The 20,538-nt window shown below is 70.4% G+C and carries 19 protein-coding genes; all 19 read left to right on the forward strand.

Translation table 11 applies throughout. The features are described from left to right. Nucleotides 1–129 precede the first annotated feature (129 nt). The 19 genes from ACYQ1K_RS00170 to ACYQ1K_RS00260 all read left to right on the forward strand — a co-directional run bounded on the left by ACYQ1K_RS00170 (nucleotide 130) and on the right by ACYQ1K_RS00260 (nucleotide 20,531). Entirely contained in the window at nucleotides 130–282 is a 153-nt protein-coding gene (locus ACYQ1K_RS00170) for a PIN domain-containing protein (protein WP_459980347.1), read from the forward strand. Between the two features lie 219 nt (nucleotides 283–501). Further along, a complete protein-coding gene (locus ACYQ1K_RS00175) occupies nucleotides 502–1,485 on the forward strand; it encodes an ERCC4 domain-containing protein (RefSeq protein ID WP_459980348.1) in 984 nt (327 codons plus the stop codon). Between the two features lie 373 nt (nucleotides 1,486–1,858). Beyond that, nucleotides 1,859–3,403, forward strand: coding sequence for a xanthine dehydrogenase small subunit (locus ACYQ1K_RS00180; protein ID WP_459980349.1), 1,545 nt, complete (start codon nucleotides 1,859–1,861; stop codon nucleotides 3,401–3,403). Continuing rightward, nucleotides 3,400–5,805: a xanthine dehydrogenase molybdopterin binding subunit gene (gene xdhB / locus ACYQ1K_RS00185; RefSeq protein WP_459980350.1), complete on the forward strand. Its 2,406-nt coding sequence runs from the start codon at nucleotides 3,400–3,402 to the stop codon at nucleotides 5,803–5,805. Before ACYQ1K_RS00180 ends, xdhB begins: the two co-directional genes overlap by 4 nt. Further along, on the forward strand, nucleotides 5,802–6,623 hold the full coding sequence (xdhC, locus tag ACYQ1K_RS00190; RefSeq protein ID WP_459980351.1) for a xanthine dehydrogenase accessory protein XdhC: 822 nt from the start codon (nucleotides 5,802–5,804) through the stop codon (nucleotides 6,621–6,623). Before xdhB ends, xdhC begins: the two co-directional genes overlap by 4 nt. A gap of 1 nt (nucleotide 6,624) precedes the next feature. Next, nucleotides 6,625–8,811, forward strand: a complete 2,187-nt coding sequence (locus ACYQ1K_RS00195) for a malate synthase G (protein WP_459980352.1) — start codon at nucleotides 6,625–6,627, stop codon at nucleotides 8,809–8,811. A gap of 10 nt (nucleotides 8,812–8,821) precedes the next feature. Then, nucleotides 8,822–10,363, forward strand: coding sequence for a DUF6986 family protein (locus ACYQ1K_RS00200; protein ID WP_459980353.1), 1,542 nt, complete (start codon nucleotides 8,822–8,824; stop codon nucleotides 10,361–10,363). Further along, the gene (gene pucL / locus ACYQ1K_RS00205) at nucleotides 10,360–11,247 is read left to right on the forward strand and encodes a factor-independent urate hydroxylase (protein WP_459980354.1); all 888 of its coding nucleotides are present in this window, start codon (nucleotides 10,360–10,362) and stop codon (nucleotides 11,245–11,247) included. The genes ACYQ1K_RS00200 and pucL overlap by 4 nt, the downstream gene beginning before the upstream one ends. Before the next feature lie 62 nt (nucleotides 11,248–11,309). Beyond that, nucleotides 11,310–11,759, forward strand: coding sequence for a 2-oxo-4-hydroxy-4-carboxy-5-ureidoimidazoline decarboxylase (gene uraD, locus ACYQ1K_RS00210; protein ID WP_459980355.1), 450 nt, complete (start codon nucleotides 11,310–11,312; stop codon nucleotides 11,757–11,759). Beyond that, nucleotides 11,756–12,067: a hydroxyisourate hydrolase gene (gene uraH / locus ACYQ1K_RS00215; RefSeq protein WP_459980356.1), complete on the forward strand. Its 312-nt coding sequence runs from the start codon at nucleotides 11,756–11,758 to the stop codon at nucleotides 12,065–12,067. Before uraD ends, uraH begins: the two co-directional genes overlap by 4 nt. Continuing rightward, nucleotides 12,057–13,394, forward strand: a complete 1,338-nt coding sequence (gene allB, locus ACYQ1K_RS00220; RefSeq protein WP_459980357.1) for an allantoinase AllB — start codon at nucleotides 12,057–12,059, stop codon at nucleotides 13,392–13,394. Before uraH ends, allB begins: the two co-directional genes overlap by 11 nt. Next, nucleotides 13,391–14,212 (forward strand): bifunctional allantoicase/(S)-ureidoglycine aminohydrolase, encoded by an 822-nt coding sequence (locus tag ACYQ1K_RS00225; RefSeq protein WP_459980358.1) that lies wholly within the window; start codon nucleotides 13,391–13,393, stop codon nucleotides 14,210–14,212. The genes allB and ACYQ1K_RS00225 overlap by 4 nt, the downstream gene beginning before the upstream one ends. Before the next feature lie 14 nt (nucleotides 14,213–14,226). Beyond that, the gene (locus ACYQ1K_RS00230; RefSeq protein WP_459980359.1) at nucleotides 14,227–14,739 is read left to right on the forward strand and encodes a nucleoside deaminase; all 513 of its coding nucleotides are present in this window, start codon (nucleotides 14,227–14,229) and stop codon (nucleotides 14,737–14,739) included. A 108-nt stretch (nucleotides 14,740–14,847) separates the two neighbouring features. Beyond that, entirely contained in the window at nucleotides 14,848–16,425 is a 1,578-nt protein-coding gene (locus ACYQ1K_RS00235; protein ID WP_459980360.1) for a purine-cytosine permease family protein, read from the forward strand. Between the two features lie 45 nt (nucleotides 16,426–16,470). Beyond that, nucleotides 16,471–17,010 carry an aromatic-ring-hydroxylating dioxygenase subunit beta gene (locus ACYQ1K_RS00240; protein WP_459980361.1) on the forward strand — a complete coding sequence of 180 codons (540 nt, stop codon included), beginning with the start codon at nucleotides 16,471–16,473 and terminating at the stop codon, nucleotides 17,008–17,010. A gap of 20 nt (nucleotides 17,011–17,030) precedes the next feature. Next, nucleotides 17,031–18,431, forward strand: coding sequence for an aromatic ring-hydroxylating oxygenase subunit alpha (locus tag ACYQ1K_RS00245; RefSeq protein ID WP_459980362.1), 1,401 nt, complete (start codon nucleotides 17,031–17,033; stop codon nucleotides 18,429–18,431). After that, nucleotides 18,428–19,072 (forward strand): isochorismatase family protein, encoded by a 645-nt coding sequence (locus ACYQ1K_RS00250; RefSeq protein WP_459980363.1) that lies wholly within the window; start codon nucleotides 18,428–18,430, stop codon nucleotides 19,070–19,072. Before ACYQ1K_RS00245 ends, ACYQ1K_RS00250 begins: the two co-directional genes overlap by 4 nt. Then, nucleotides 19,069–20,337 (forward strand): NADH-ubiquinone oxidoreductase-F iron-sulfur binding region domain-containing protein, encoded by a 1,269-nt coding sequence (locus ACYQ1K_RS00255; protein ID WP_459980364.1) that lies wholly within the window; start codon nucleotides 19,069–19,071, stop codon nucleotides 20,335–20,337. Before ACYQ1K_RS00250 ends, ACYQ1K_RS00255 begins: the two co-directional genes overlap by 4 nt. Next, a complete protein-coding gene (locus ACYQ1K_RS00260) occupies nucleotides 20,337–20,531 on the forward strand; it encodes a ferredoxin (RefSeq protein WP_459980365.1) in 195 nt (64 codons plus the stop codon). Before ACYQ1K_RS00255 ends, ACYQ1K_RS00260 begins: the two co-directional genes overlap by 1 nt. Nucleotides 20,532–20,538 lie beyond the last annotated feature (7 nt).

Raw genomic sequence — 20,538 nt, forward strand, 5'->3', positions numbered from 1 at the left:
CGCGCCGCGAAGTCGTCGAGCGCGGTGGTGACCTCGGAGGCGACCCAGGCGGTGTATCGCTGAACTCCGGCGGCCAGTTCGTCTCCGCAATCACGATCGCCGAGATCGAGAGCGGCGTGCATCCTCGCGATGAACCGGGTGCCTGAGCATGCGCCGCTGGACGGCGCTCTCATCGCGGCGGTCGCGCGGGTCAACGACATGACGATCGGGACCCGAAACACGAAGCACGTCGAACCGCTCGGTGCTCAGCTCGTCGATCCGTGGACGACGAAAGCCTCGTGAGACGACTCGCTCAGCAGTCCTCGAGACGACGGCCCGCGCACACGCCGGACAGACCAGGCTGCGATCGTCTGCTGGAAGTCCAGGGTCCAGAAGTACGTCCACGTCATCGCGGATCGTCCGCACAGCGTCTGTAGTGTGCGGGGCGTGACGACGGTGATCGGAGCCACGGGGTTCTGCCGCGAGCTGCGACCTTCCACCACCGAGAAGGCGTGAGCCAAGGTGGAGGAGTTGCTCATCGCGGCCAACCCGGACCCGGACTCGCGGCTGGGCTACCTGCTGCGGGTGCCGCTCGGCGGCGGGATGGTCTTCCGCACCTCGGGGACCTGGCCACGCACCAAAGCCTTGTACTGCCATCCGATGCCGCCTGAGACATGGCCGGCCGACGCCGAGATCGTCGAACGCGTCGCCGTGCGGTCCTGCCAGCGCCGCGGTGCGGCCATCGACCTCGTGCTGGACCGAGCCAGAGAGAACCGTTCGCAGCTGGTGTTCACCACCGCGCGTGGCCGCGAGGTCGTCTTCTGGCAGTCACCGCGGACCCGCAAGCAGGCGCGTCCGAACGTACGCACGCCCACCGCTCGAGCCTCGGGAATCGCCGACCTGGAGATCGTCGTCGACTCTCACGAGCAGTATCCCTATCGGTTCACCGGCCAGCAGGTCCAGACCACCAAGCGTGCGTTGCCGTGCGGCGACTACGGCCTCGCCCTCGACGGACGGCTCGTGGCCGCGGTCGAACGCAAGTCGTTGGCCGACCTGGTCTCGAGCCTGACCAGCGGGAGACTGCGCTACGCCCTTGCCGAGCTCGCCGCACTGCCCCGGGCCGCCGTCGTCGTCGAGGACCGCTACTCGGCCATCTTCAAGCTCGACCGAGTCCGCCCGGCCCAGATCGCCGACGGCCTCGCCGAGCTGCAGGTCCGATGGCCGAACGTGGCGATCGTGTTCTGCGAGACGCGTCCGTTGGCCGAGGAGTGGACCTACCGGTTCCTCGCCGCCTCCCGTGTCTGGGCCGAGACCGAGACCGCCGCCGTCGAGCGGATCCCCACACTCGAGCTCGCGGCGACCGAGCTCCACAGCGCCCCCGACGCGCCAGAGCCCTCCACCGCCGAGGTGCGTGCCTGGGCCCGGGCCGCCGGCCTCGCGGTGCCGGACCGAGGCCGACTACGGCCGGAGGTCTGGGATGCCTGGAGAGCCGCGCAGGACCGATAGCGACATCTCTGACGCGTCAGCCGCGCGTCACCCTGGGCGCGACGCGCTCTCCGGGCCTCGCCCGGCGATGACTCGCGCCGCTGCCCGCAAGTGGTCTGAACGGGCCGATTTCCTGGCGGCGGATCTGCCCGTTGAGACCAGTTCCGGCCGCCCGCCTCGGGGACGGCGCCTGCCGACCGGGTGGGGGCCCGTCTTGACGAGCGCGCGCCCTCAGCCGGGCGGGCCGGCTCCGAGCCGCCCCCGCCTGGCGCCACCTGCCCAAGCCGACCTCCGCCCCGCGGTGATCTACGTCTCCGCGTACGCACGGGAGACACCGTCGACGGTGCTTGCGACCGCGATCCAACAGGACTAAGAAGCCTGAAGGAGGTGCGCGATGGCCGAGATCGTGGTCAACGGCGAACCTCGCGCGCTCGACGGGGCTCCGCTGCACACCAATGTGCTGGACTTCGTGCGCGGATGCGGGCTGACGGGCGCGAAGGAGGGCTGCGCGGAGGGGGAGTGCGGCGCGTGCGCGGTGATGGTCGCTCGGCCGGCCGCTGACGGCTCGGACACGACCGAGTGGACGGCGGTGAACTCATGCCTCATCCCCGCCGCCGCCCTCGACGGCCAGGAGGTCGTGACCGCCGAGGGCCTCGGCACCCCAGAGACGCTGCACCCCGTCCAGCGGGAGCTGGCGGTGCGGGGCGGCTCGCAGTGTGGCTACTGCACGCCGGGCTTCGTATGCTCGATGGCCGCTGAGTACTACCGGACCGGCCGGGCGGCGACGAACGCCACGGGCCCACGCGGCGGCGGTCGCGAGAACCACGTCGAGAACGACATCGAGAACCACATCGAGAACCACATCGAGAACCACATCGAGAACCACATCGAGAACCACATCGACGGTCACGGAGAGCACAGCGCTGAGGCCGGCCCGAACGGGTTCGACCTGCATGCGATCAGTGGGAACCTGTGCCGCTGCACGGGCTATCGGCCCATCAAGGATGCCGCGTTCGCGCTGGGGATCCCGGCCGACGGAGACCTACTTGCCGCCAGACGCGCCACAGCTGCGCCCACCCCGGCACACACCCAGCTCCGTGACGGCGAGACGAGATTCGTCCGGCCGACGACGCTGGCCGAGGCACTCAGGGTCCTGCGTGAGCACGAGGACGCGGTCGTCGTCGCGGGCAGCACGGACTGGGGCGTTGAGGTCAACCTGCGGGGTCGTCGGGCCGGCCTGGCCGTGGCCATCGATCGACTCCCCGAACTGCGCGGCTTCACCGTCGGCGACACCGAGATCGGTCTCGGCGCCGCCCTGACCCTGAGTGAGATCGAGCGACGGTTGGACGGGAGGGTGCCGCTGATCGAGGAGCTGATGCCGCAGTTCGCGTCCCCGCTGATCCGCAACTCGGCCACCCTGGGCGGGAACCTGGGGACCGGTTCGCCGATCGGGGACTGCCCGCCGGTGCTGCTGGCGCTCGAGGCCTCGGTCGTCCTCGCCTCGGCGAAGGGGACGCGGACGGTGCCAGCGGCGGCGTACTTCACCGGCTATCGGCAGTCCGTGCTCGAGCTGGGTGAGCTCATCACCGAGGTCGTGATCCCCCTGCCGGTCAGCAGCGTCACGGGGTTCCACAAGATCGCCAAGCGGCGCTTCGACGACATCTCCTCGGTCGCCATCGCCTATGCCATCGACGTCGTGGACGGCATGGTCGGCAAGGCGCGGATCGGGCTCGGTGGGGTCGCCGCCACACCGATCCGGGCGCTTGCCACCGAGGCGGCCCTCGAGGGCCGCCCGTGGAGCGAGGAGACGATCGAGACGGCGGCACGCGTGATGGCGGGTGAGGGTACGCCGATCTCCGACCAGCGCGCCAGCGCCGCCTACCGCGCTGCGATGCTCGGCCAGTCGTTGCGCAAGCTCTTCGCCGAGGTGACGACATGACCACCACCGAGCCGAGCAGGACTGGCGCGACCAGGGCCGGCCCGGTAGCGACGAGCCCGCTCTCGCGCCGGCCGGAGAACGCGGTCGTCGGCGAGGCCCTCCACCACGAGGCCGCGGCCCTGCACGTGACCGGTCAGGCCCTCTACACCGACGACCTGGTCGGTCGCGCCAACGACGTCCTGCATGCCCACCCGGTCCAGGCGACGGTGACCCACGCGCGGGTGACGAGGTTGGAGGTGGGGCCGGCGTACGGCGTCGATGGCGTGGTCCGCGTCCTGACCGCGGCCGATGTGCCGGGGGTCAACGATGCCGGGATCAAGCATGATGAGCCGCTGTTCCCGACTGAGGTGATGTATCACGGCCATGCTGTGGCCTGGGTGCTCGGCGAGACCCTCGAGGCGGCGCGCCGGGGAGCGGCGGCTGTCGACGTCACCTACGAGGAGCTTCCCGCGTTGGTCACCGTCGAGGAGGCGATCGCTGCCGGCAGCTTCCAGGGCGCCCAGCCGACTCTGGCGCGGGGTGACGCCACCGCAGGACTCCAGCGCGCAAGCCATGTCTTCGAGGGCACGACCGTCATGGCGGGACAGGAGCACTTCTATCTCGAGACGCACTGCTCGCTGGCGTACGTCGACGAGAACGGCCAGGTCTTCGTCCAGTCCAGCACCCAGCACCCGAGTGAGACACAGGAGATCGTCGCCCACGTGCTGGGCCTGGCCAGTCACCACGTCACGGTCCAGTGCCTGCGGATGGGGGGCGGCTTCGGCGGCAAGGAGATGCAGCCGCACGGGCTGGCCGCGATCGCCGCTTTGGGTGCCACCTTGACCGGGCGCCCGGTGCGGCTCCGGCTGACCCGCGCCCAGGACATGTCGATGACCGGGAAGCGGCACGGCTTCCATGCGACGTGGAAGGTGGGCTTCGACGACGAGGGGCTCTTCACCGGGCTCGAGGCCACGCTGACCTCGGACGGCGGCTGGAGTCTGGACCTCTCCGAGCCGGTGCTCTCGCGGGCCTTGTGTCACGTCGACAACGCCTACTGGATCCCCGACATCGCGGTGCACGGGCGGATCGCGAAGACCAACAAGACCTCGCAGACGGCGTTCCGTGGCTTCGGCGGCCCCCAGGGCATGCTGGTGATCGAGGACATCATCGGCCGCTGCGCCCCGGCCCTCGGGATCGCGCCGGCCGAGCTGCGCCGCCGCAACTTCTATGTCGAGGGCCAGGCCACGCCCTACGGTCAAGCGGTCCGCCACCCCCAGCGACTGGTGGCGGCGTGGGACCAGGTCACCGAGACCGCCTCCCTCGACGCACGCCGCGCCGAGATCGACCAGTGGAACACGGCTCATCCGCACCGCAAGCGGGGTCTGGCGATCACGCCGGTGAAGTTCGGCATCTCGTTCAACTTCACTGCGTTCAACCAGGCGGGCGCGCTGGTGCACGTCTACAAGGACGGCTCGGTGCTGATCAACCATGGCGGCACCGAGATGGGGCAGGGGCTGCACACCAAGATGCTGCAGGTGGCTGCCACCGCACTCGGCGTCCCGCTGGCGAAGGTCAGACTCGCCCCGACCCGCACCGACAAGGTCCCGAACACCTCCGCCACGGCTGCCTCCTCGGGCACGGATCTCAACGGCGGCGCTGTCAAGGACGCCTGCGAGCAGATCCTGGAACGCTTGGTCCCGGTGCGCGCAGACCTTACCGACGCCTCCTGGGAGGAGCTCGTCTCCGCGGCGTACTTCCGTCGCATCCAGCTGTGGGCGGCCGGCTACTTCGCCACCCCGGGCCTGAGCTGGGATCCGGCGAAGGTGCGCGGGACGCCGTTCAAGTACTTCGCCTACGGCGTGGCCGCCGCTGAGGTCGAGGTGGACGGGTTCACCGGCGCCTATACGACCCGCCGGGTCGACATCGTCCACGACGTGGGCGACTCGCTCTCGCCGTTGATCGACCTGGGCCAGATCGAGGGCGGGTTCGTCCAGGGTGCCGGCTGGCTGACGCTCGAGGATCTCCGGTGGGACGAGACCGACGGTCCCGGTCGGGGCCGGCTGACGACGAATGCGGCCTCGACCTACAAGGTGCCCGCGCTCTCGGAGATGCCGACCGTCCTCAACGTCGCGCTGCTGGAGCGGGCCCACGAGGACGGCGTCGTCTACGGCTCGAAGGCCGTCGGCGAGCCGCCTCTGATGCTCGCGTTCAGCGTGCGCGAGGCGCTCCGCGACGCGTGTGCGGCCTTCGGGCCGCCCGGTCGGTCCGTCGAGCTCGCCTCACCGGCCACACCTGAGGCGGTCTACTGGGCGCTCGACGCGGCGCGCGAGGCGGCCCGCGACGCAGGCCGAGACACCCCCCGCGACACCCCCCGAGACACCACCCGAGACACCAACCCAGACGCCACCTGGGGCGCCCCATGAGCACCTGGATCGAGGCGATCCGCCACCTGAGGAGCACCCGGGAGGCCGGTGTGCTGGTGACCGTGACGGAGGTCCGCGGCCACGCACCACGCGACGCAGGCGCGAAGATGGTGGTCTCGGCCTCCGAGAGCTGGGGCAGCATCGGCGGCGGGAACGTCGAGGAGGAGGCGATCCAGAGGGCCCGCGCGCTCATGGAGTCCGACGCGAGCAGGCCGACGACCTTCACCGCCAACCTCTCCGACAAGGCGCCCCTCCAGCATGGCGTCCAGTGCTGCGGCGGCGAGGTGGCGGTGCTCCTCGAACCGCTCCCGGTCGTGGCCTCGGTGGCGATCTTCGGCATGGGGCACGTCGGCCTGGAGCTCGCGCGCATCCTGGCCCGGCACGACATCGAGCTCCACCTGGTCGACTCCCGTGAGGGGCACCTGACCGCAGACGCGCTCGCGCCCTTGGGTGACGCGGTCGCGGCCGTCCACCCGCACCTCGTGCCGGTCATCCCGGAGCTGGTGCTGGCCGATCTGCCGCGCGGCACCGACGTCCTCGTGCTCACCCACGACCACGCCGAGGACCTCGCGATCATCGACGCTGCCTTGCGCAGCAACCATCTGGGCTCGATCGGTCTCATCGGATCCTCGGCGAAGTGGACCCGGTTCCGGTCGCAGCTCGCCGCCGCGGGCCTCACCGCCGAGGAGATCGATCGTGTGCAGACCCCGGTCGGGATGCGGGGCCTCACCACCAGCAAGGAGCCGGCCGCCATCGCGTTGTCGGTGGCCGCTGCTTGGCTGAGCTCTCGCGAACACGCGCCGGCAGGGAAGGACTGAGATGCCTGCATCACAGACGAAGCGCGTCACCGTCGGCGGCCTCCGGGTCGCCGCCGTGCTCGACGAGTTCGTCCGGGACGAGGCGCTGCCGGGCTCGGGGATCGACGAGCAGGCGTTCTGGGTCGGCCTCGAGGCGATCATCGAGGAGTTCGCACCTCGCAACCGTGCGCTTCTCGCCCGACGGGACGAGCTGCAACGTCAGCTGGACGAGTGGCACACCGCCCATCCAGGCCCGGTCACCGACCAGGCTGAATACGTCCGGCGGCTCCGCGACATCGGCTATCTCGTCGACGAGCCGGAGGACGTGCAGATCCTCACCGACGACGTCGACCCGGAGGTCGCGGTCCAGGCCGGGCCGCAGCTCGTCGTGCCCCTGCTCAACGCCCGGTTCGCGGTCAATGCCGCCAACGCCCGGTGGGGCTCGCTCTACGACGCGCTCTACGGCACCGACGTCATTCCCGAGAGCGGCGGGATGGAGAGGGGCACGTCCTACAACCCGGTGCGGGGCGCGGAGGTCATCGCGCACGGCAGGGCCTTCCTCGACGAGCACTTCGGCCTGGCCATCGGGAGTCACGCCGATGCGCACAGCTACTCGATCGCTGAGGGAGCACTGCGGGTGGAGCTGAAGGAGGGCACCACCGGGCTCGCCGACCCTCAGCAGTACGTCGGCCATCGCGGCGACCCCGATCGCCCCGACGCGGTCCTCCTCGTCCATCACGGCCTCCACGTCGAGCTCCAGATCGACCGGAGCGACCCGGTGGGGCAGGACGACGCCGCCGGCGTGAAGGACCTACTGGTTGAGGCGGCGGTCTCGACGATCATGGACCTGGAGGACTCGGTCGCCGCCGTGGACGCCGAGGACAAGGTCCTCGGCTACCGCAACTGGCTCCAGCTGATGCAGGGCACCCTCAGCGAGCAGGTCACGAAAGGCGGGACGACGTTTCAGCGCACGCTGGCGCAGGACCGGGCGTACGACGGCCCGGACGGCAACGTCGTCGTGCCAGGGCGCTCGCTGCTCTTCATCCGCCAGGTCGGCCACCTGATGACGACCGACGCGATCCTCGACGCCGACGGCAACGAGGTCGGTGAGGGCATCCTCGACGCGATCATGACCGCACTGTGCAGCTTGCCCGACCTGCAGGGCCGCAGCACCTTGCGGAACTCGCGCACCGGCTCGATGTATGCCGTGAAGCCCAAGATGCACGGCCCCGACGAGGTCACGTTCACCGATGATCTCTTCTCGGCCGTCGAGGACCTCCTCGGACTCGACCGGTTCACGATCAAGCTCGGCATCATGGACGAGGAGCGGCGGACGTCGGCCAACCTCAAGGCCTGCATCCATGCAGCGCGACACCGGGTGGCGTTCATCAACACCGGATTCCTCGACCGCACCGGCGACGAGCTTCACACCTCCATGCTCGGTGGCGCGATGGTCCGCAAGGGCGAGATGAGGACCACCGACTGGATCGAGGCGTACGAGGCACAGAACGTCGACATCGGCCTGGAGTGCGGCCTCCACGGGAAGGCGCAGATCGGCAAGGGCATGTGGGCGATGCCCGACGAGATGGCTGCGATGCTCGAGCAGAAGATCGCCCACCCGCAGGCCGGTGCGTCGTGTGCGTGGGTCCCATCGCCCTCCGCCGCGACCTTGCATGCGCTGCACTACCACCAGGTCGACGTCGCCGCCCGCCAGCGCGAGCTGTCCGGTCGCCGCCGCACGACGCTGGAGCAGCTGCTGACGGTCCCTCTCGCCGGGTCGGCGGATTGGACCGAGGAGGAGCGCACTGCCGAGATCGAGAACAACCTCCAGGGCATCCTCGGCTACGTGAAGCGGTGGGTCGACGAGGGAGTCGGCTGCTCCAAGGTGCCCGACATCCATGGCATCGCGCTCATGGAGGACCGTGCCACCTGCCGCATCTCCTCCCAGCACGTCGCCAACTGGCTGCGGCACGGCGTGGTCACCGTCGACGAGGTCGAGGCCGCCTTGCGGCGCATGGCGGACGTGGTCGACCAGCAGAACGCCGGTCCCGGGTACGTCCCGATGGGACCGGCGTACGACGGCGAGGCGTTCGGCGCCGCCCATGACCTCGTGTTCCACGGGACCGAGCAGCCATCCGGCTACACCGAGCCGATCCTGCACCGGCGTCGGCGCGCCGTGAAGGCTCGCCAGCGGTCCGAGGGCGCATGAGGCGCGGCGAATGACGACGGGTGACGTGGCGGGTGACGTGGCGGGTGACGTGGCGGGTGACGTGGCGGGTGACGTGGCGGGTGACGTGGCGGGGCGCCTGGCGGGGCGCCTGGCGGGGCGCATGGCGGGGCGCATGGCGGGGCGCATGGAGCTCGGCGCGGTGGCCGACCGCCTGGCCGGCGAGCTGGATGCCCGGCTGGCGGCGGCGGACGCGGCACTGGCCGGCGGCTACCCCGGGGAGCGACCGGGCCGGCAGCCCGTCCACACCGTGTATGTGCCGGCCGACCGGTTCGAGCCAGGTCTGGTCGGTGTCTACGGAGCGACGGCGTTGCGGGCGATCGAGGAGCACGACGACGCCTTCGCGACGATCGTGGGGGACGCCGACATCGTCGCTCGTGTCCGCGCGAAGCTTGCCCGCGAGCCGGTCGAGGACCTCAGGATCGACTTCGAGGACGGCTATGTCGGGAGGAGCGATGCCGACGAGGACGCCGACGTCGTCCGAGCCGCGACCGCGCTGGCCGCGAGCCAGCGGGCCGGTGAGGCAGCCCCGTTCAACGGCATCCGGGTCAAGTGCCTCGAGGCCGCGACTCGGCGTCGCGCCATCCGGACGCTGGCGGAGTTCATCGCGACGCTCGTGGGCGCAGGCGGCAGCATGGAGGGCTGGGTGGTCACGCTGCCGAAGGTGACCAGCGTCGACCAGGTCGAGGCCATGGTCCACGCGTGCGAGGTGCTGGAGCACGAGCTGGGCCTCGCCGCCGGCAGCCTACGGTTCGAGATCCAGGTCGAGACCCCGCAGTCGATCCTCGGCTCCGACGGGACCGCCCTGGTGGCCCGGATGGTGCATGCCGCCGGCGACCGCGTGACCGGGCTGCACTACGGCACCTACGACTACTCGGCCTTCTGCGGGATCGTCGCCGAGCAGCAGTCGATGGAGCACCCGGTCGCCGACCACGCCAAGCTCGTCATGCAGGCAGCCGCGGCGGGCACCGGCGTCCGGCTCTCCGACGGCTCCACCAACATCCTCCCGATCGGCGACGCTGAGGCCATCGCGGCCGCGTGGGCCAACCATCACCGGTTGGTCCGGCGCTCGCTCGAGCGCGGCTACTACCAGGGCTGGGACCTCCACCCGGCGCAGCTCCCGACGCGGTACGCCGCCACCTATGCGTTCTACCGGGAAGGACTTCCGCGCGCCCTCACGCGGCTGGCGGCGTACACGCGCAGCGGCGCCAGCACAGACCTGGGCACCGAGACAGGCGAAGAGGCAGGCAACGAGACCGGCGGTGGTGGCACCGTGCCCGTTGGCGCTGTGCCGGGCGGCGCTGTGCCGGGCGGCGCTGTGCCGGGCGGCGCTGTGCCGGGTGGCACCGTGCCCGGGGGCAGTGTGTCGGGCGCCGTCGCCGACGAGCCGGCGACGGCGCGCGCACTGGCGGCGTACGTCCTCCGTGGCCTGGACTGTGGCGCCGTCGACGAGCACGAGGTGCTCGGCGCGACCTCACTCGATCCGGCCCGGTTGCAGACCCTCGCTCACTACAGCGTGAGGAGCTCGTCATGAAGCCGATCCTCGGTGCCAACCAGTACGGCAAGGCGGAGAGCCGCGTCGTCCGGATCGTCCGCGACACTGCGCGCCACGAGATCCATGACCTGAACGTGTCGACGTCACTGCGCGGCGACTTCGCTGCGGCGCACACGCTCGGCGATCAGTCCCAGGTCCTGCCGACCGACACTCAGAAGAACACCGCCTTCGCCTACGCGAAGATCCACGGTGTCGACTCGATCGAGAGCTACGCGATCGCCTTGGGCAGCCGCCTCCTGGAGGCCACGCCCGCCGCGGAGCAGGCGCAGGTCCGTGTCGAGGAGTATGCCTGGGACCGCCTCGGCGACCACTCCTTCGTGCGACGCGGCGGCGGGGTCCGCACCGCGGTCGTGACGGTCAGCAGGACGGCGACGCACGTGATCTCCGGCGTGCGCGACCTGGTCGTCCTCAACTCCACCGACTCGGAGTTCAAGGGGTTCCTGACCGACGAGTTCACCACCCTCGCCGAGGCTGACGACCGTATCCTCGCCACCGCCCTGGTGGCGCGCTGGCGGCACACCAGGACCGAGGGCGTCGACTGGAACGCGTCCTACGACGAGGCGCTCAGCACCTTGCTGCAGACCTTCGCCGGGACCTACTCGCGCGCGCTGCAGGAGACGCTCCACGCCATGGGCACGGCCCTGCTCACCAGCCTGCCGGAGCTGGCCGAGGTGCGCTTCTCGGCGCCCAACAAGCACCACTTCCTGGTCGACTTCAGCGGCTTCGACGTCGAGGGGCTGACGAACGACGGTGAGGTCTTCATCGCCGCCGATCGTCCGTACGGGCTGATCGAGGCCGAGGTGGTCCGCCCCGACGCGCCGCCTGCGGGCGACGCCTGGCTCGCCGTGCCGGCCTTCTGTTGAGACGGGTGTCTGCTGATGACAGTCCTGCTGACCTCAGGCCGGCTGATCGTGAGGGAGTGCTGATGGCCGTCACCACGACTCGGGAGACGTTGCTGGAGTGCCTGTCTGTCCCGCGCTGGGCCGATGAGGTGCTCGCGGGCCAGCCCTACGCGGACCGGGAGGCACTCCTCGCCGCCGCCGCGGAGGCGGCCAACGTGCTGAGCGACGCCGAGCTCGACCAAGCACTCGCCGGGCATCCCCGGATCGGCGAGCGCGGCGGCGCGCGGTCGCAGGCGGAGCAGTCGGGCGTCGACCCGGGGACCGGCGACACGGCCGCTCGACTGGCGGCGGGGAACGCCGCCTACGAGCAGCGGTTCGATCGGGTGTTCCTGATCCGCGCCGCCGGCCGCAGCGCGGATGAGATCCTCGACGAGCTGGACCGCCGCATGCTGAACGACGACGCCACCGAGCGCGCCGAGACCGTCGCCAACCTGCGCGAGATCGCCCTTCTCAGATTGGAGCAGGCCCTGTGAGCACCCTCTCGACCCACGCACTCGACACGGCCACCGGTCGGCCGGCAGCGGGTGTCGCGGTGCGGCTCGAGACCCGTGACGGCCGGTCGTTGGGCGCGGCCACCACCGACTCCGACGGCCGGGTCTCCCACCTGGGCCCACCGCGACTCGACCCCGGCGACTACACGCTCCGCTTCGACACCGGCGCCTACGTGGACGGCTTCTACCCTGAGGTGGCGGTGACCTTCACGGTGACCGACGCCGACGAGCATTACCACGTGCCGCTGCTCCTGAGTCCCTTCGGCTACTCGACCTACCGTGGCAGCTGACCTCGACCTCGTCGTCCAGGCCCGGCGCGCCATCGTCGCCGGGCAGGACAGAGCCGTGGCGGTCGGCGTACGCGACGGCCGGATCGTCGCGATCACCCCCGTCGCCGACGCTCCTCCCGCCCGGACGGTGGTGCGGCTCGAGGACGATGAGGTGCTGCTGCCGGGCCTGGTCGACACCCACGTCCACGTCAACGAGCCCGGCCGCACCGAGTGGGAGGGCTTCGCGACCGCGACGCGGGCGGCGGCGGCCGGGGGTGTCACCACGATCCTCGACATGCCGCTCAACTCGGTCCCGCCGACCACCACTGTCGCCCACCTGCGAACCAAGCAGGACGCCGCGCACGGGCAGGTCCACGTCGACGTCGGGTTCTGGGGTGGGGCGGTGCCGGACAACCTCGCCGACCTGGCGCAGCTCGACCAGGCGGGGGTGTTCGGCTTCAAGTGCTTCCTGCTCGACTCCGGAGTCGAGGAGTTCGGCCACCTGGAGCCGGAGGCCTTCGCCCTGGCCATGAAGGAGACCGCACGTCTGGGCGCGTTGATGGTCGTGCACGCCGAGGACGGCCGGCTCCTCGACGAGACCGCCTTGAGCGGGGCGAGCTATGCCGGCTTCCTCGCCTCCCGGCCCCACGAGGCCGAGGACTCGGCGATCCGGCTGGTGATCGACCAGGCGCGGGCGACCGGCGGCCGCGCCCACATCGTGCACCTGAGCAGCGCGAGCGCCGTGCCCGAGCTGAGAGACGCCCGCGCTCACGGCGTCGACGTGAGCGTCGAGACCTGTCCGCACTACCTCACCTTCGACGCCGAGCACATCGCCGACGGGGCCACGGAGCTCAAGTGCTGTCCGCCGATCCGTGAGGCCGCGAACCGCGAGGCACTGTGGGCCGCCCTGTCGGCCGGTGAGGTGGACTTCGTCGTCTCGGACCACTCGCCGTGCACCGCCGACCTCAAGCAACGCGGCGGTGGTGACTTCGGTCAGGCGTGGGGAGGGATCGCCTCACTCCAGCTCGGCCTCCCGGTGGTCTGGACCGAGGCCCGCGACCGCGGTCACTCCCTCGCCGACCTCGTCGGCTGGATGGCCACGGCCCCGGCCGACCGCGTCGGCCTCCCGCACAAGGGCCGGATCGCGCTCGGCGCGGACGCCGACCTGGTGAGGTTCGCACCCGACGAGCGCTTCACCGTCGACGTCGCGGCACTGCACCATCGCAATCCCGTCTCGGCCTACACCGGCCGCTCCCTGACCGGCGTCGTTCGCGAGACCTGGCTTCGAGGCGTGTCGACGGATGACCGCGAGCCGCGAGGGACTCTGCTGAGAAGAGGTCGCCGATGACGGACAAGACCCGCTACCACGTGCCACGCGGCGGGCTCCCGCCGCAGAGCGCGCTCACGACCGACCGGGCCAGGTTCACCGAGGCGTACGCCGTCATCCCGGCGCGCACCCTCAGCGACATCACCGCCTCCTATCTGCCAGGGTGGACGAGCACCCGTCTATGGGTGCTCGCCCGACCACTGTCCGGCTTCGCCGAGACCTTCAGCCAGTACGTCGTAGAGGTCTCGCCCGACGGCGGATCGGATGCGCCGGAGTCCAACCGCGACGTCGAAGCCGTGCTGTTCGTGGTCGACGGAGCCCTCGCCCTCACCATCGGCGACGACAAGCACGAGCTCGAGCCCGGCGGCTACGCCTACCTGCCGCCCGGCGCTTCGTGGACGCTCCACAACCGCACCGACGCGACGGCGACCTTCCACTGGATCCGCAAGCGCTACCAACGCGCTGAGGGTCTCGACGTGCCCGAGGCCTTCGTGACCCGCGAACAGGACATCGCCCCGCTGGAGATGCCCGGCACCGACGGCGCGTGGTCGACCACCAGGTTCGTCGACATCGCCGACCTGCGCCACGACATGCACGTCAACATCGTCAACTTCGCCCCGGGAGGTGCGATCCCCTTCCCCGAGACCCACGTGATGGAGCACGGGCTCTACGTCCTCGAGGGGAAGGCCGTCTACCTTCTCAACACCGACTGGGTCGAGGTCGAGGCGGGCGACTTCATGTGGCTGCGGGCGTTCTGCCCGCAGGCCTGCTACGCGGGAGGCCCCGGCCCGTTCCGCTACCTGCTCTACAAGGACGTCAACCGGCACGTCGGGATCTGATCGGAGGAGGAGCGATGACGACGAACGACTCGAGCGCTGCGGACATGATCCGTGTGAAGGGCGACCAGGACGCTCTGGAGCGGGCCGTGGAGCTGGCGATCCTCAACGTGAACGACGGTGGTGGCCCGTTCGGAGCGGTGATCGTCCGTGACGGGGCGGTGCTGTCCATCGGCCAGAACCGCGTCACCCGCGACAACGACCCCACCGCGCACGCGGAGGTCGTCGCGATCCGTCGCGCCTGCCAGGCGCTGGGCCACTTCGCGCTGTCCGGCTGCACGCTCTACACCTCCTGCGAGCCGTGCCCGCTCTGTCTCTCGGCGTCTCTGTGGGCGCGCCTGGATCGCGTCGTGTTCGCCGCGGACCGCCACGACGCCGCCCGCGGAGGCTTCGACGACGGTGCGTTCTACGACCAGTTCGCCCGCCCGGCGGCGTCCTGGACGCTTCCCGTCGTCGAGGAGAACCGCCTGCCCAACGCGGTCGCTCCCTTCGACGCCTGGCTCGCCGACCCGGCGAGGGTCCGCTACTGACGCCGACCCGGAGGCAAATTCTCGGGTCCGTTTCTCCGATGGCGTTGACACCGTCGCGCGCCTCGTGGATAACTGTGCACATAAGTGTATCCACTTGAGGAGCTGGGCATGACCGCTGTGCAACCTCGACCGGAGGGCGGCCCGTCGACGACGGGCACGCCGCTCAAGGTCTCCTCCACCGACGACCCCGCTGTGCTCGCCGAGCAGCACAGCGACGACTACAGCAACCACGTCGTCCCTCTGACCGCCCGAGTGGGCAGGTGGCAGCTCGCGATGTCCTTCTGGTCGCTGCTGAGCGCGATGGTGTGGCTCTTCTACGGCGCGCTGGCTGCGGCTCTCTACGGCACGGGCAATGCCATCGTGGCGCTGGTCGTGTCGGCCGCGCTCTACTCCGTGTGGAACGTGTTCTTCACACGCTGGAGCATTCGCTCGGGCCTGAACAGCACACCGTTGTCGCGCCGCATGTTCGGCGTCGTCGGCGCATCGCTGACCGCACTGCTCGTGGCCGCGAACGTCACCTACTACGCGGTCTTCGAGAGCAGCACGCTCGCCGTCGCGTTCCATCACTACACGCCCGGCATGAGCATCAAGTGGTGGTATCTGATCGTCGTCGTCGCGATGCTGCCGCTGATGCTGGGCGGCGTGCAGAGCTGGATGGCGAAGTTCAACGGGCTTCTGCTCCCGCTCTACGTCGTCGGCGTCGCCGCGGCGATCATCGCCGCGGTCGTGAGGTTCCACCCCGGGGGCGCGTGGCTGCACTTCGCGGGAGTGGTGCCGCCGGCCGCCCGGACGGCACCCGGCTGGCTGCACGGGGTCTGCCTCTACTTCGGACTGTTCCTGATGATGCCCGTCTCGACCGACTTCGCGCGCTTCGGTCGCAAGGAGGACGAGAGGTTCCACTCCGTCGTGACGTTCGGCCCGGTGTTCTATGCCTGGCTCTACGTCGTCAACGGCCTCGTCGGCATCTTCCTCGTCCAGGCGGCCGCCACCGACCCGACCTCGGAGACCGGTGTCGTGCAGGGCATCCTGGCGAGCCTCGGCGTCGCCGGTCTGATCTTCATCGTGGTCTCGCAGGCCCGCATCAACAGCCTCAACTACTACGAGTCGTCGGCCAACTGGGACCGGTTCGTCTCCACGGTGTCGCCGCTGAGGATCCCGCGCTGGGTCTACGTCATGCTCGTCTCGGCCGTCGTGTTCGTGCTGATGCTCACCGACGTGTTCAGCTGGCTGCTCAAGGCGGTCAGCTGGCAGGGCGACTTCTTCGCGGCGTGGGTCGGCATCGTCACCGTCCACATGGTCCTGAGCAAGGACAGGATCGAGGACGCCGAGTTCCGTGCGGGCCGCCTGCCGCGCTTCACCTGGGGCCTGGCGGTGTGGATCGCCACCGCCGGCCTGGGGATCTGGCTGACCCAGACGCAGACGGGCCGCTGGCACGACCTCGCCCCCCTCGTGGTGCTCGTCTCCAGCGCCGTCCTCTACGCCGTCGTGAAGGTCGCACTGCCCGTCAGGCGCACGACTCATCCCGACGTTCGCGACGAGGTGGCCGACCTGTGGCGCAGCTACGTCGAGTGCGAGGAGTGTGGGAGGTCGTACGTCGCGGTCGAGGCGGACCGTGAGGCGCGGACGGGCCGACCGACATGCGACGCCTGTGCGACCAACGCGCGCGTCATCAGGCTGCGGAGCTGAGCGTCGTCTCGCATGAAGACACATCCGGATCCACTGGGAGGAACCATGACGGAGACACTGTCCTCGACCCGACCGCTGTCGGTGAGCAGCCCGGAGCACGTCGAGGCCTATGACTTCCTGCTCTACGAGGCCGAGCTCCTCGACGACCTCCAGGAGCGGGCGTGGCTGGAGACCCTGGTCAGCAAGGACGTGGTCTACCAGCTGCCGCTGCGCGAGACCGTCGAGCGGGCCCGCGGCCGCGGCTTCGTCGACGGCACCTACCACCTCAACGAGAACTACGGCTCGCTGAGCAGCAAGGTCGCGCGGAACGAGACCACGTACGCCTGGGCCGAGGATCCGCCCTCGCGGATGCGGCACTTCGTCTCGAACGTGCGCGTCCGGCGCACGGGGGATCCCGACCTGCTCGAGGTGCGCAGCAACGTCCTGATCTACCGCACGCGCCAAGACCAGACCACGCCGCAGATCCTCTCCGGGGAGCGGCACGACCTGCTCCGCCGTGAGAGCGGCGAGCTCAAGCTGCTGAAGCGTGAGGTCCTTCTCGACCTGACGGTGATCGGCACCCACAACCTCTCGCTCTTCTTCTGATCAGCCAAGGAGTCGCGCTCATGACGACCACCCACGAGCCCGCTGCCGGGGCGAGCACGCTGCCGCCTCAGGTCGACAAGCTCATCGGCCAGCTCGAGACCGGCCTGCCCGAAGGCGAAGTCCCTGCGGGGATCTTCGGCAACCCGCAGGTCTACCAGGCGGAGCTGCGCAAGATCTTCGGTCGCTGCTGGGTCTACCTGGCCCACGAGTCCGAGATCGAGGCGAACGGCGACTACGTCGTCCGCAAGATCGGCGAGGACAACTTCATCGTCTCCCGTGATGAGGGCGGCGAGATCCACGTCCTCTTCGACGCCTGCCGCCACCGAGGGGTGCAGGTCTGTCGCGCCGACTCGGGCAACACCTCGCACTTCCGCTGCCCGTATCACGGGTGGACCTACGGCACCGACGGCAGGCTGGTGGGTGCCCCGCTGTGGCGCAACGCCTTCGGCGGCATGTCGAAGGAGGGCAACGGCTTGACGCCCGCCGCCAAGGTCGCCTCCTTCCACGGGCTGATCTTCGCAACCCTCGACCCGACCGCTCCGACTCTGGAGGACTACCTCGGCGGCATGGCGTGGTATCTCGACCTGCTGTTCGGGCTGAACGAGGACGGCATGGAGGTGCTCGGCGCGCCACAACGGTTCGTTGTGGACGCGAACTGGAAGTCGGGCGCGGACAACTTCTCCGGCGACGACTACCACCTCGGCACCCTGCACCGCTCCGTCTGGGAGATCGGCGCCTTCCCGGTCCCGTTCCGCGAGAACATGATGGGCTATCACATCCAAGCGGCGCCCGGGCACTCGCTGTCGTTCTCGATGGCGGACGACCCCGATGAGCCGGGACCGAAGTTCTTCGGGTTCCCCGACGACCTCGCCGCCACCTTCGACACGAGCCGCATCAGCGAGCACCAGCTCGAGATCGCTCGCCGTTCGCGCGTCCTGGTCGGCAACGTGTTCCCCAACTTCTCCATGCTCGCGCTGCCCATGACCGAGGACGGTGCAGCCCATGCCCCGACCGGTGTGGTGACGATCCGCACGTGGCAGCCCAAGGGCCCCGGCCAGATCGAGATCTGGAACTGGTTCCTCGCCTACAAGGGCATGACCGCCGAGCAGAAGGACCGCGCCTACCGTGCGGGACTCGGCACCTTCTCGGTCGGCGGTGCCTTCGAGATGGACGACACCGAGCCGTGGATCACCGTCGGCCGCACCGGCAGGTCGGTGGCCGCCGAGCTGCTGGACTTCTCGCTCAACTACCAGATGGGCATGGAGGGCATCGGCATCGCCCACAGGGTCGATGACTGGCCCGGCCCCGGCGTCGCCTACTGGACGCGCTACGAGGAGGGGGTCCAGCGCAACATGTATCGCTACTACGCGGCCATGATGCGTGCCGAGCGCGGTGAATGGCCCGAGACGGAGCTGCGATGATGACCGTGGCGCCGTGGGACACGGAGGTCGCCGCGCGCTACCGCGCCGGTGGCCTGGGCGGGACCCTGACGCCGCGGGGGCGGTTCGCCATTGTGGTGGTGGACCTGCAGAACGGGTTCACCGACCCGGAGTGCGGACCAGGGTTCGAGCTCTCGGACGAGGTCGCGGCGACGCGGATGCTGCTCGAGCGTGCCCGGGCCGTAGGGGTCCCGGCGTACTTCTCGGCGATCTCGTTCGCCGCCGACGAGCTCGACTGCGTGTGGCTCGAGAAGATGCCGGTCATGCGGGAGCTCACCGCGGGCAGCCGTTGGGAGCAGATCGACGCGCGCCTCGGCGGGGTCGACCCGGAGCGGGTCGTGGTCAAGCAGACGGCGTCGGCCTTCGCCGGCACCGATCTGGCGACCCGGCTGCGCGCCGAGCAGGTCGGCACCGTCATCGTCGTCGGAGCCACCACATCGGGCTGCGTGAGGGCCACGGCGGTCGACGCATGCGCGCACGACCTCGTCACCTACGTCGTGCGCGAGGCCGTCGGCGATCGCGAGACCGGCCCGCATGAGGCCGCCCTCCTCGACCTGGACGCGAAGTATGCCGACGTGATCGACCTCGAGACGGCCCTGGACCTGCTGGGAGCTCCCTCGTGAGCGTGGTGCAGGAGCTGGCCCCCGCCATCGGAGCGCGCGTCGTCGCCGGCACGCCGGCGCGGCTGGTGCTCCGCGAGGACGAGCTCTCCGACGGCCTCGCCGGAGAGCTCGCACGAGGGTTCTTCGGGCGCGCACCTGCCGTCCGCGTCGAGGACATCGTCAGCGAGCTCGAGGCGGCGGGGCTGCAGGGCCGAGGCGGCGCAGGCTTCCCCGCCTCGATCAAGTGGCGGTCGGTCGCCGACGTGTCCGGTCGGAAGGTCGTCGTCGCCAACGGCCACGAGGGGGAGCCCGCATCGGCGAAGGACGCCTGGCTGATGACGCACCGGCCGCACCTCGTGCTCGACGGGCTCATCCTGGCCGCCACCGCCGTGGCCGCCGATCGGGCCATCGTCTACGTCTCCCACCCGGACGTCGTCGAGGCGACCGTGCGCGCGGTGGCCGAGGTCGACGCCGCCGGCCTGGTGCCCGCCGGCCTTCGGTTGGAGGTCTTCGGTGCCACCGGTGGGTACGTCGCCGGCGAGGAGACCGCCGTGTGCCGTGCGATCAGCGGTGGCCCGGCGCTCCCGCTGGTGAAGCCGCCGCGACCCTCGGAGTCCGGCGTCGACGGCTTGCCGACGTTGGTGGCCAACGTCGAGACACTGGCGCACGCCGCCTGGATCCGCCGTCACGGCGCCGAGGCCTTCCGTGCCGCCGGCACCGAGGCCTCGCCCGGCACGGCGCTGTTCACCGCGGCGGGCTCCTGTCGGGAGGGCGGAGTGTTCGAGGCGGAGCTCGGGACGACCCTCGGGGCGCTTGCCGAGGCGGCCGGCGGAGTGCCGAACGGACTCCGCGGGGTGCTGATGGGCGGGTGGTTCGGAGGCTATCTGCGCGGCGACCGCGCGTCCCTCCGCTGCTGCTACCAGGAGGTCCGCGACGCAGGCAGTGGCTTGGGCTGCGCGGCGATCACCTTCGTCTCCGGCAGTGACGACGTGCTCCGCACCGCGGCCGACCTCGGCGAATGGTACGAGCAGGAGTCGGCCCGCCAGTGCGGCGTGTGCCGCAACGGCACCCGGGCCATCCGCGACACCCTGCGCAGCGTCGCCGACGGCGATCCGAACCCGGACCACCGCGCCAACCTCGCTCGGTGGGGTGAGCAGCTCGTCCGCCGCGGCGCGTGTGCCTTCCTGGACGGCGCGGCAACGCTCGCCCGCACCGTCGCCGAGGAGCTCGAGCAGACGCCCTCGGTCTTCCAACAACGCCGTGACCCGACAGAGGGAGAGAACTGATGAAGGCAACCGTCGATGCCACCAAGTGCGAGGCCTACGGCACCTGTGCCGAGCTCTGCCCGAGTGTCTTCCAGCTCGACGAGTGGGGCTACGCGTCCCTCGTCGGCGACGGTGAGGTGCCGACGGGCGACGAGGCCAGGGCCACGGAGGCTGCCGCCTCCTGTCCCGAGCACGCGATCACGCTGGTCGACTGAGCCGCGC

This window comes from Nocardioides sp. AN3, assembly GCF_054653495.1.

Bases quoted from the DNA above. Each gene is read 5' to 3' on its own strand.
- pucL (WP_459980354.1), top strand. From the start codon at position 10,360: ATGAAGCCGATCCTCGGTGCCAACCAGTACGGCAAGGCGGAGAGCCGC.
- ACYQ1K_RS00225 (WP_459980358.1), top strand. From the start codon at position 13,391: ATGACGGACAAGACCCGCTACCACGTGCCACGCGGCGGGCTCCCGCCG.
- ACYQ1K_RS00180 (WP_459980349.1), top strand. From the start codon at position 1,859: ATGGCCGAGATCGTGGTCAACGGCGAACCTCGCGCGCTCGACGGGGCT.
- xdhB (WP_459980350.1), top strand. From the start codon at position 3,400: ATGACCACCACCGAGCCGAGCAGGACTGGCGCGACCAGGGCCGGCCCG.
- ACYQ1K_RS00260 (WP_459980365.1), top strand. From the start codon at position 20,337: ATGAAGGCAACCGTCGATGCCACCAAGTGCGAGGCCTACGGCACCTGT.
- ACYQ1K_RS00200 (WP_459980353.1), top strand. From the start codon at position 8,822: ATGACGACGGGTGACGTGGCGGGTGACGTGGCGGGTGACGTGGCGGGT.
- ACYQ1K_RS00170 (WP_459980347.1), top strand. From the start codon at position 130: ATGAACCGGGTGCCTGAGCATGCGCCGCTGGACGGCGCTCTCATCGCG.
- ACYQ1K_RS00195 (WP_459980352.1), top strand. From the start codon at position 6,625: ATGCCTGCATCACAGACGAAGCGCGTCACCGTCGGCGGCCTCCGGGTC.
- ACYQ1K_RS00235 (WP_459980360.1), top strand. From the start codon at position 14,848: ATGACCGCTGTGCAACCTCGACCGGAGGGCGGCCCGTCGACGACGGGC.
- ACYQ1K_RS00250 (WP_459980363.1), top strand. From the start codon at position 18,428: ATGATGACCGTGGCGCCGTGGGACACGGAGGTCGCCGCGCGCTACCGC.
- xdhC (WP_459980351.1), top strand. From the start codon at position 5,802: ATGAGCACCTGGATCGAGGCGATCCGCCACCTGAGGAGCACCCGGGAG.
- ACYQ1K_RS00230 (WP_459980359.1), top strand. From the start codon at position 14,227: ATGACGACGAACGACTCGAGCGCTGCGGACATGATCCGTGTGAAGGGC.
- ACYQ1K_RS00240 (WP_459980361.1), top strand. From the start codon at position 16,471: ATGACGGAGACACTGTCCTCGACCCGACCGCTGTCGGTGAGCAGCCCG.
- ACYQ1K_RS00245 (WP_459980362.1), top strand. From the start codon at position 17,031: ATGACGACCACCCACGAGCCCGCTGCCGGGGCGAGCACGCTGCCGCCT.
- uraD (WP_459980355.1), top strand. From the start codon at position 11,310: ATGGCCGTCACCACGACTCGGGAGACGTTGCTGGAGTGCCTGTCTGTC.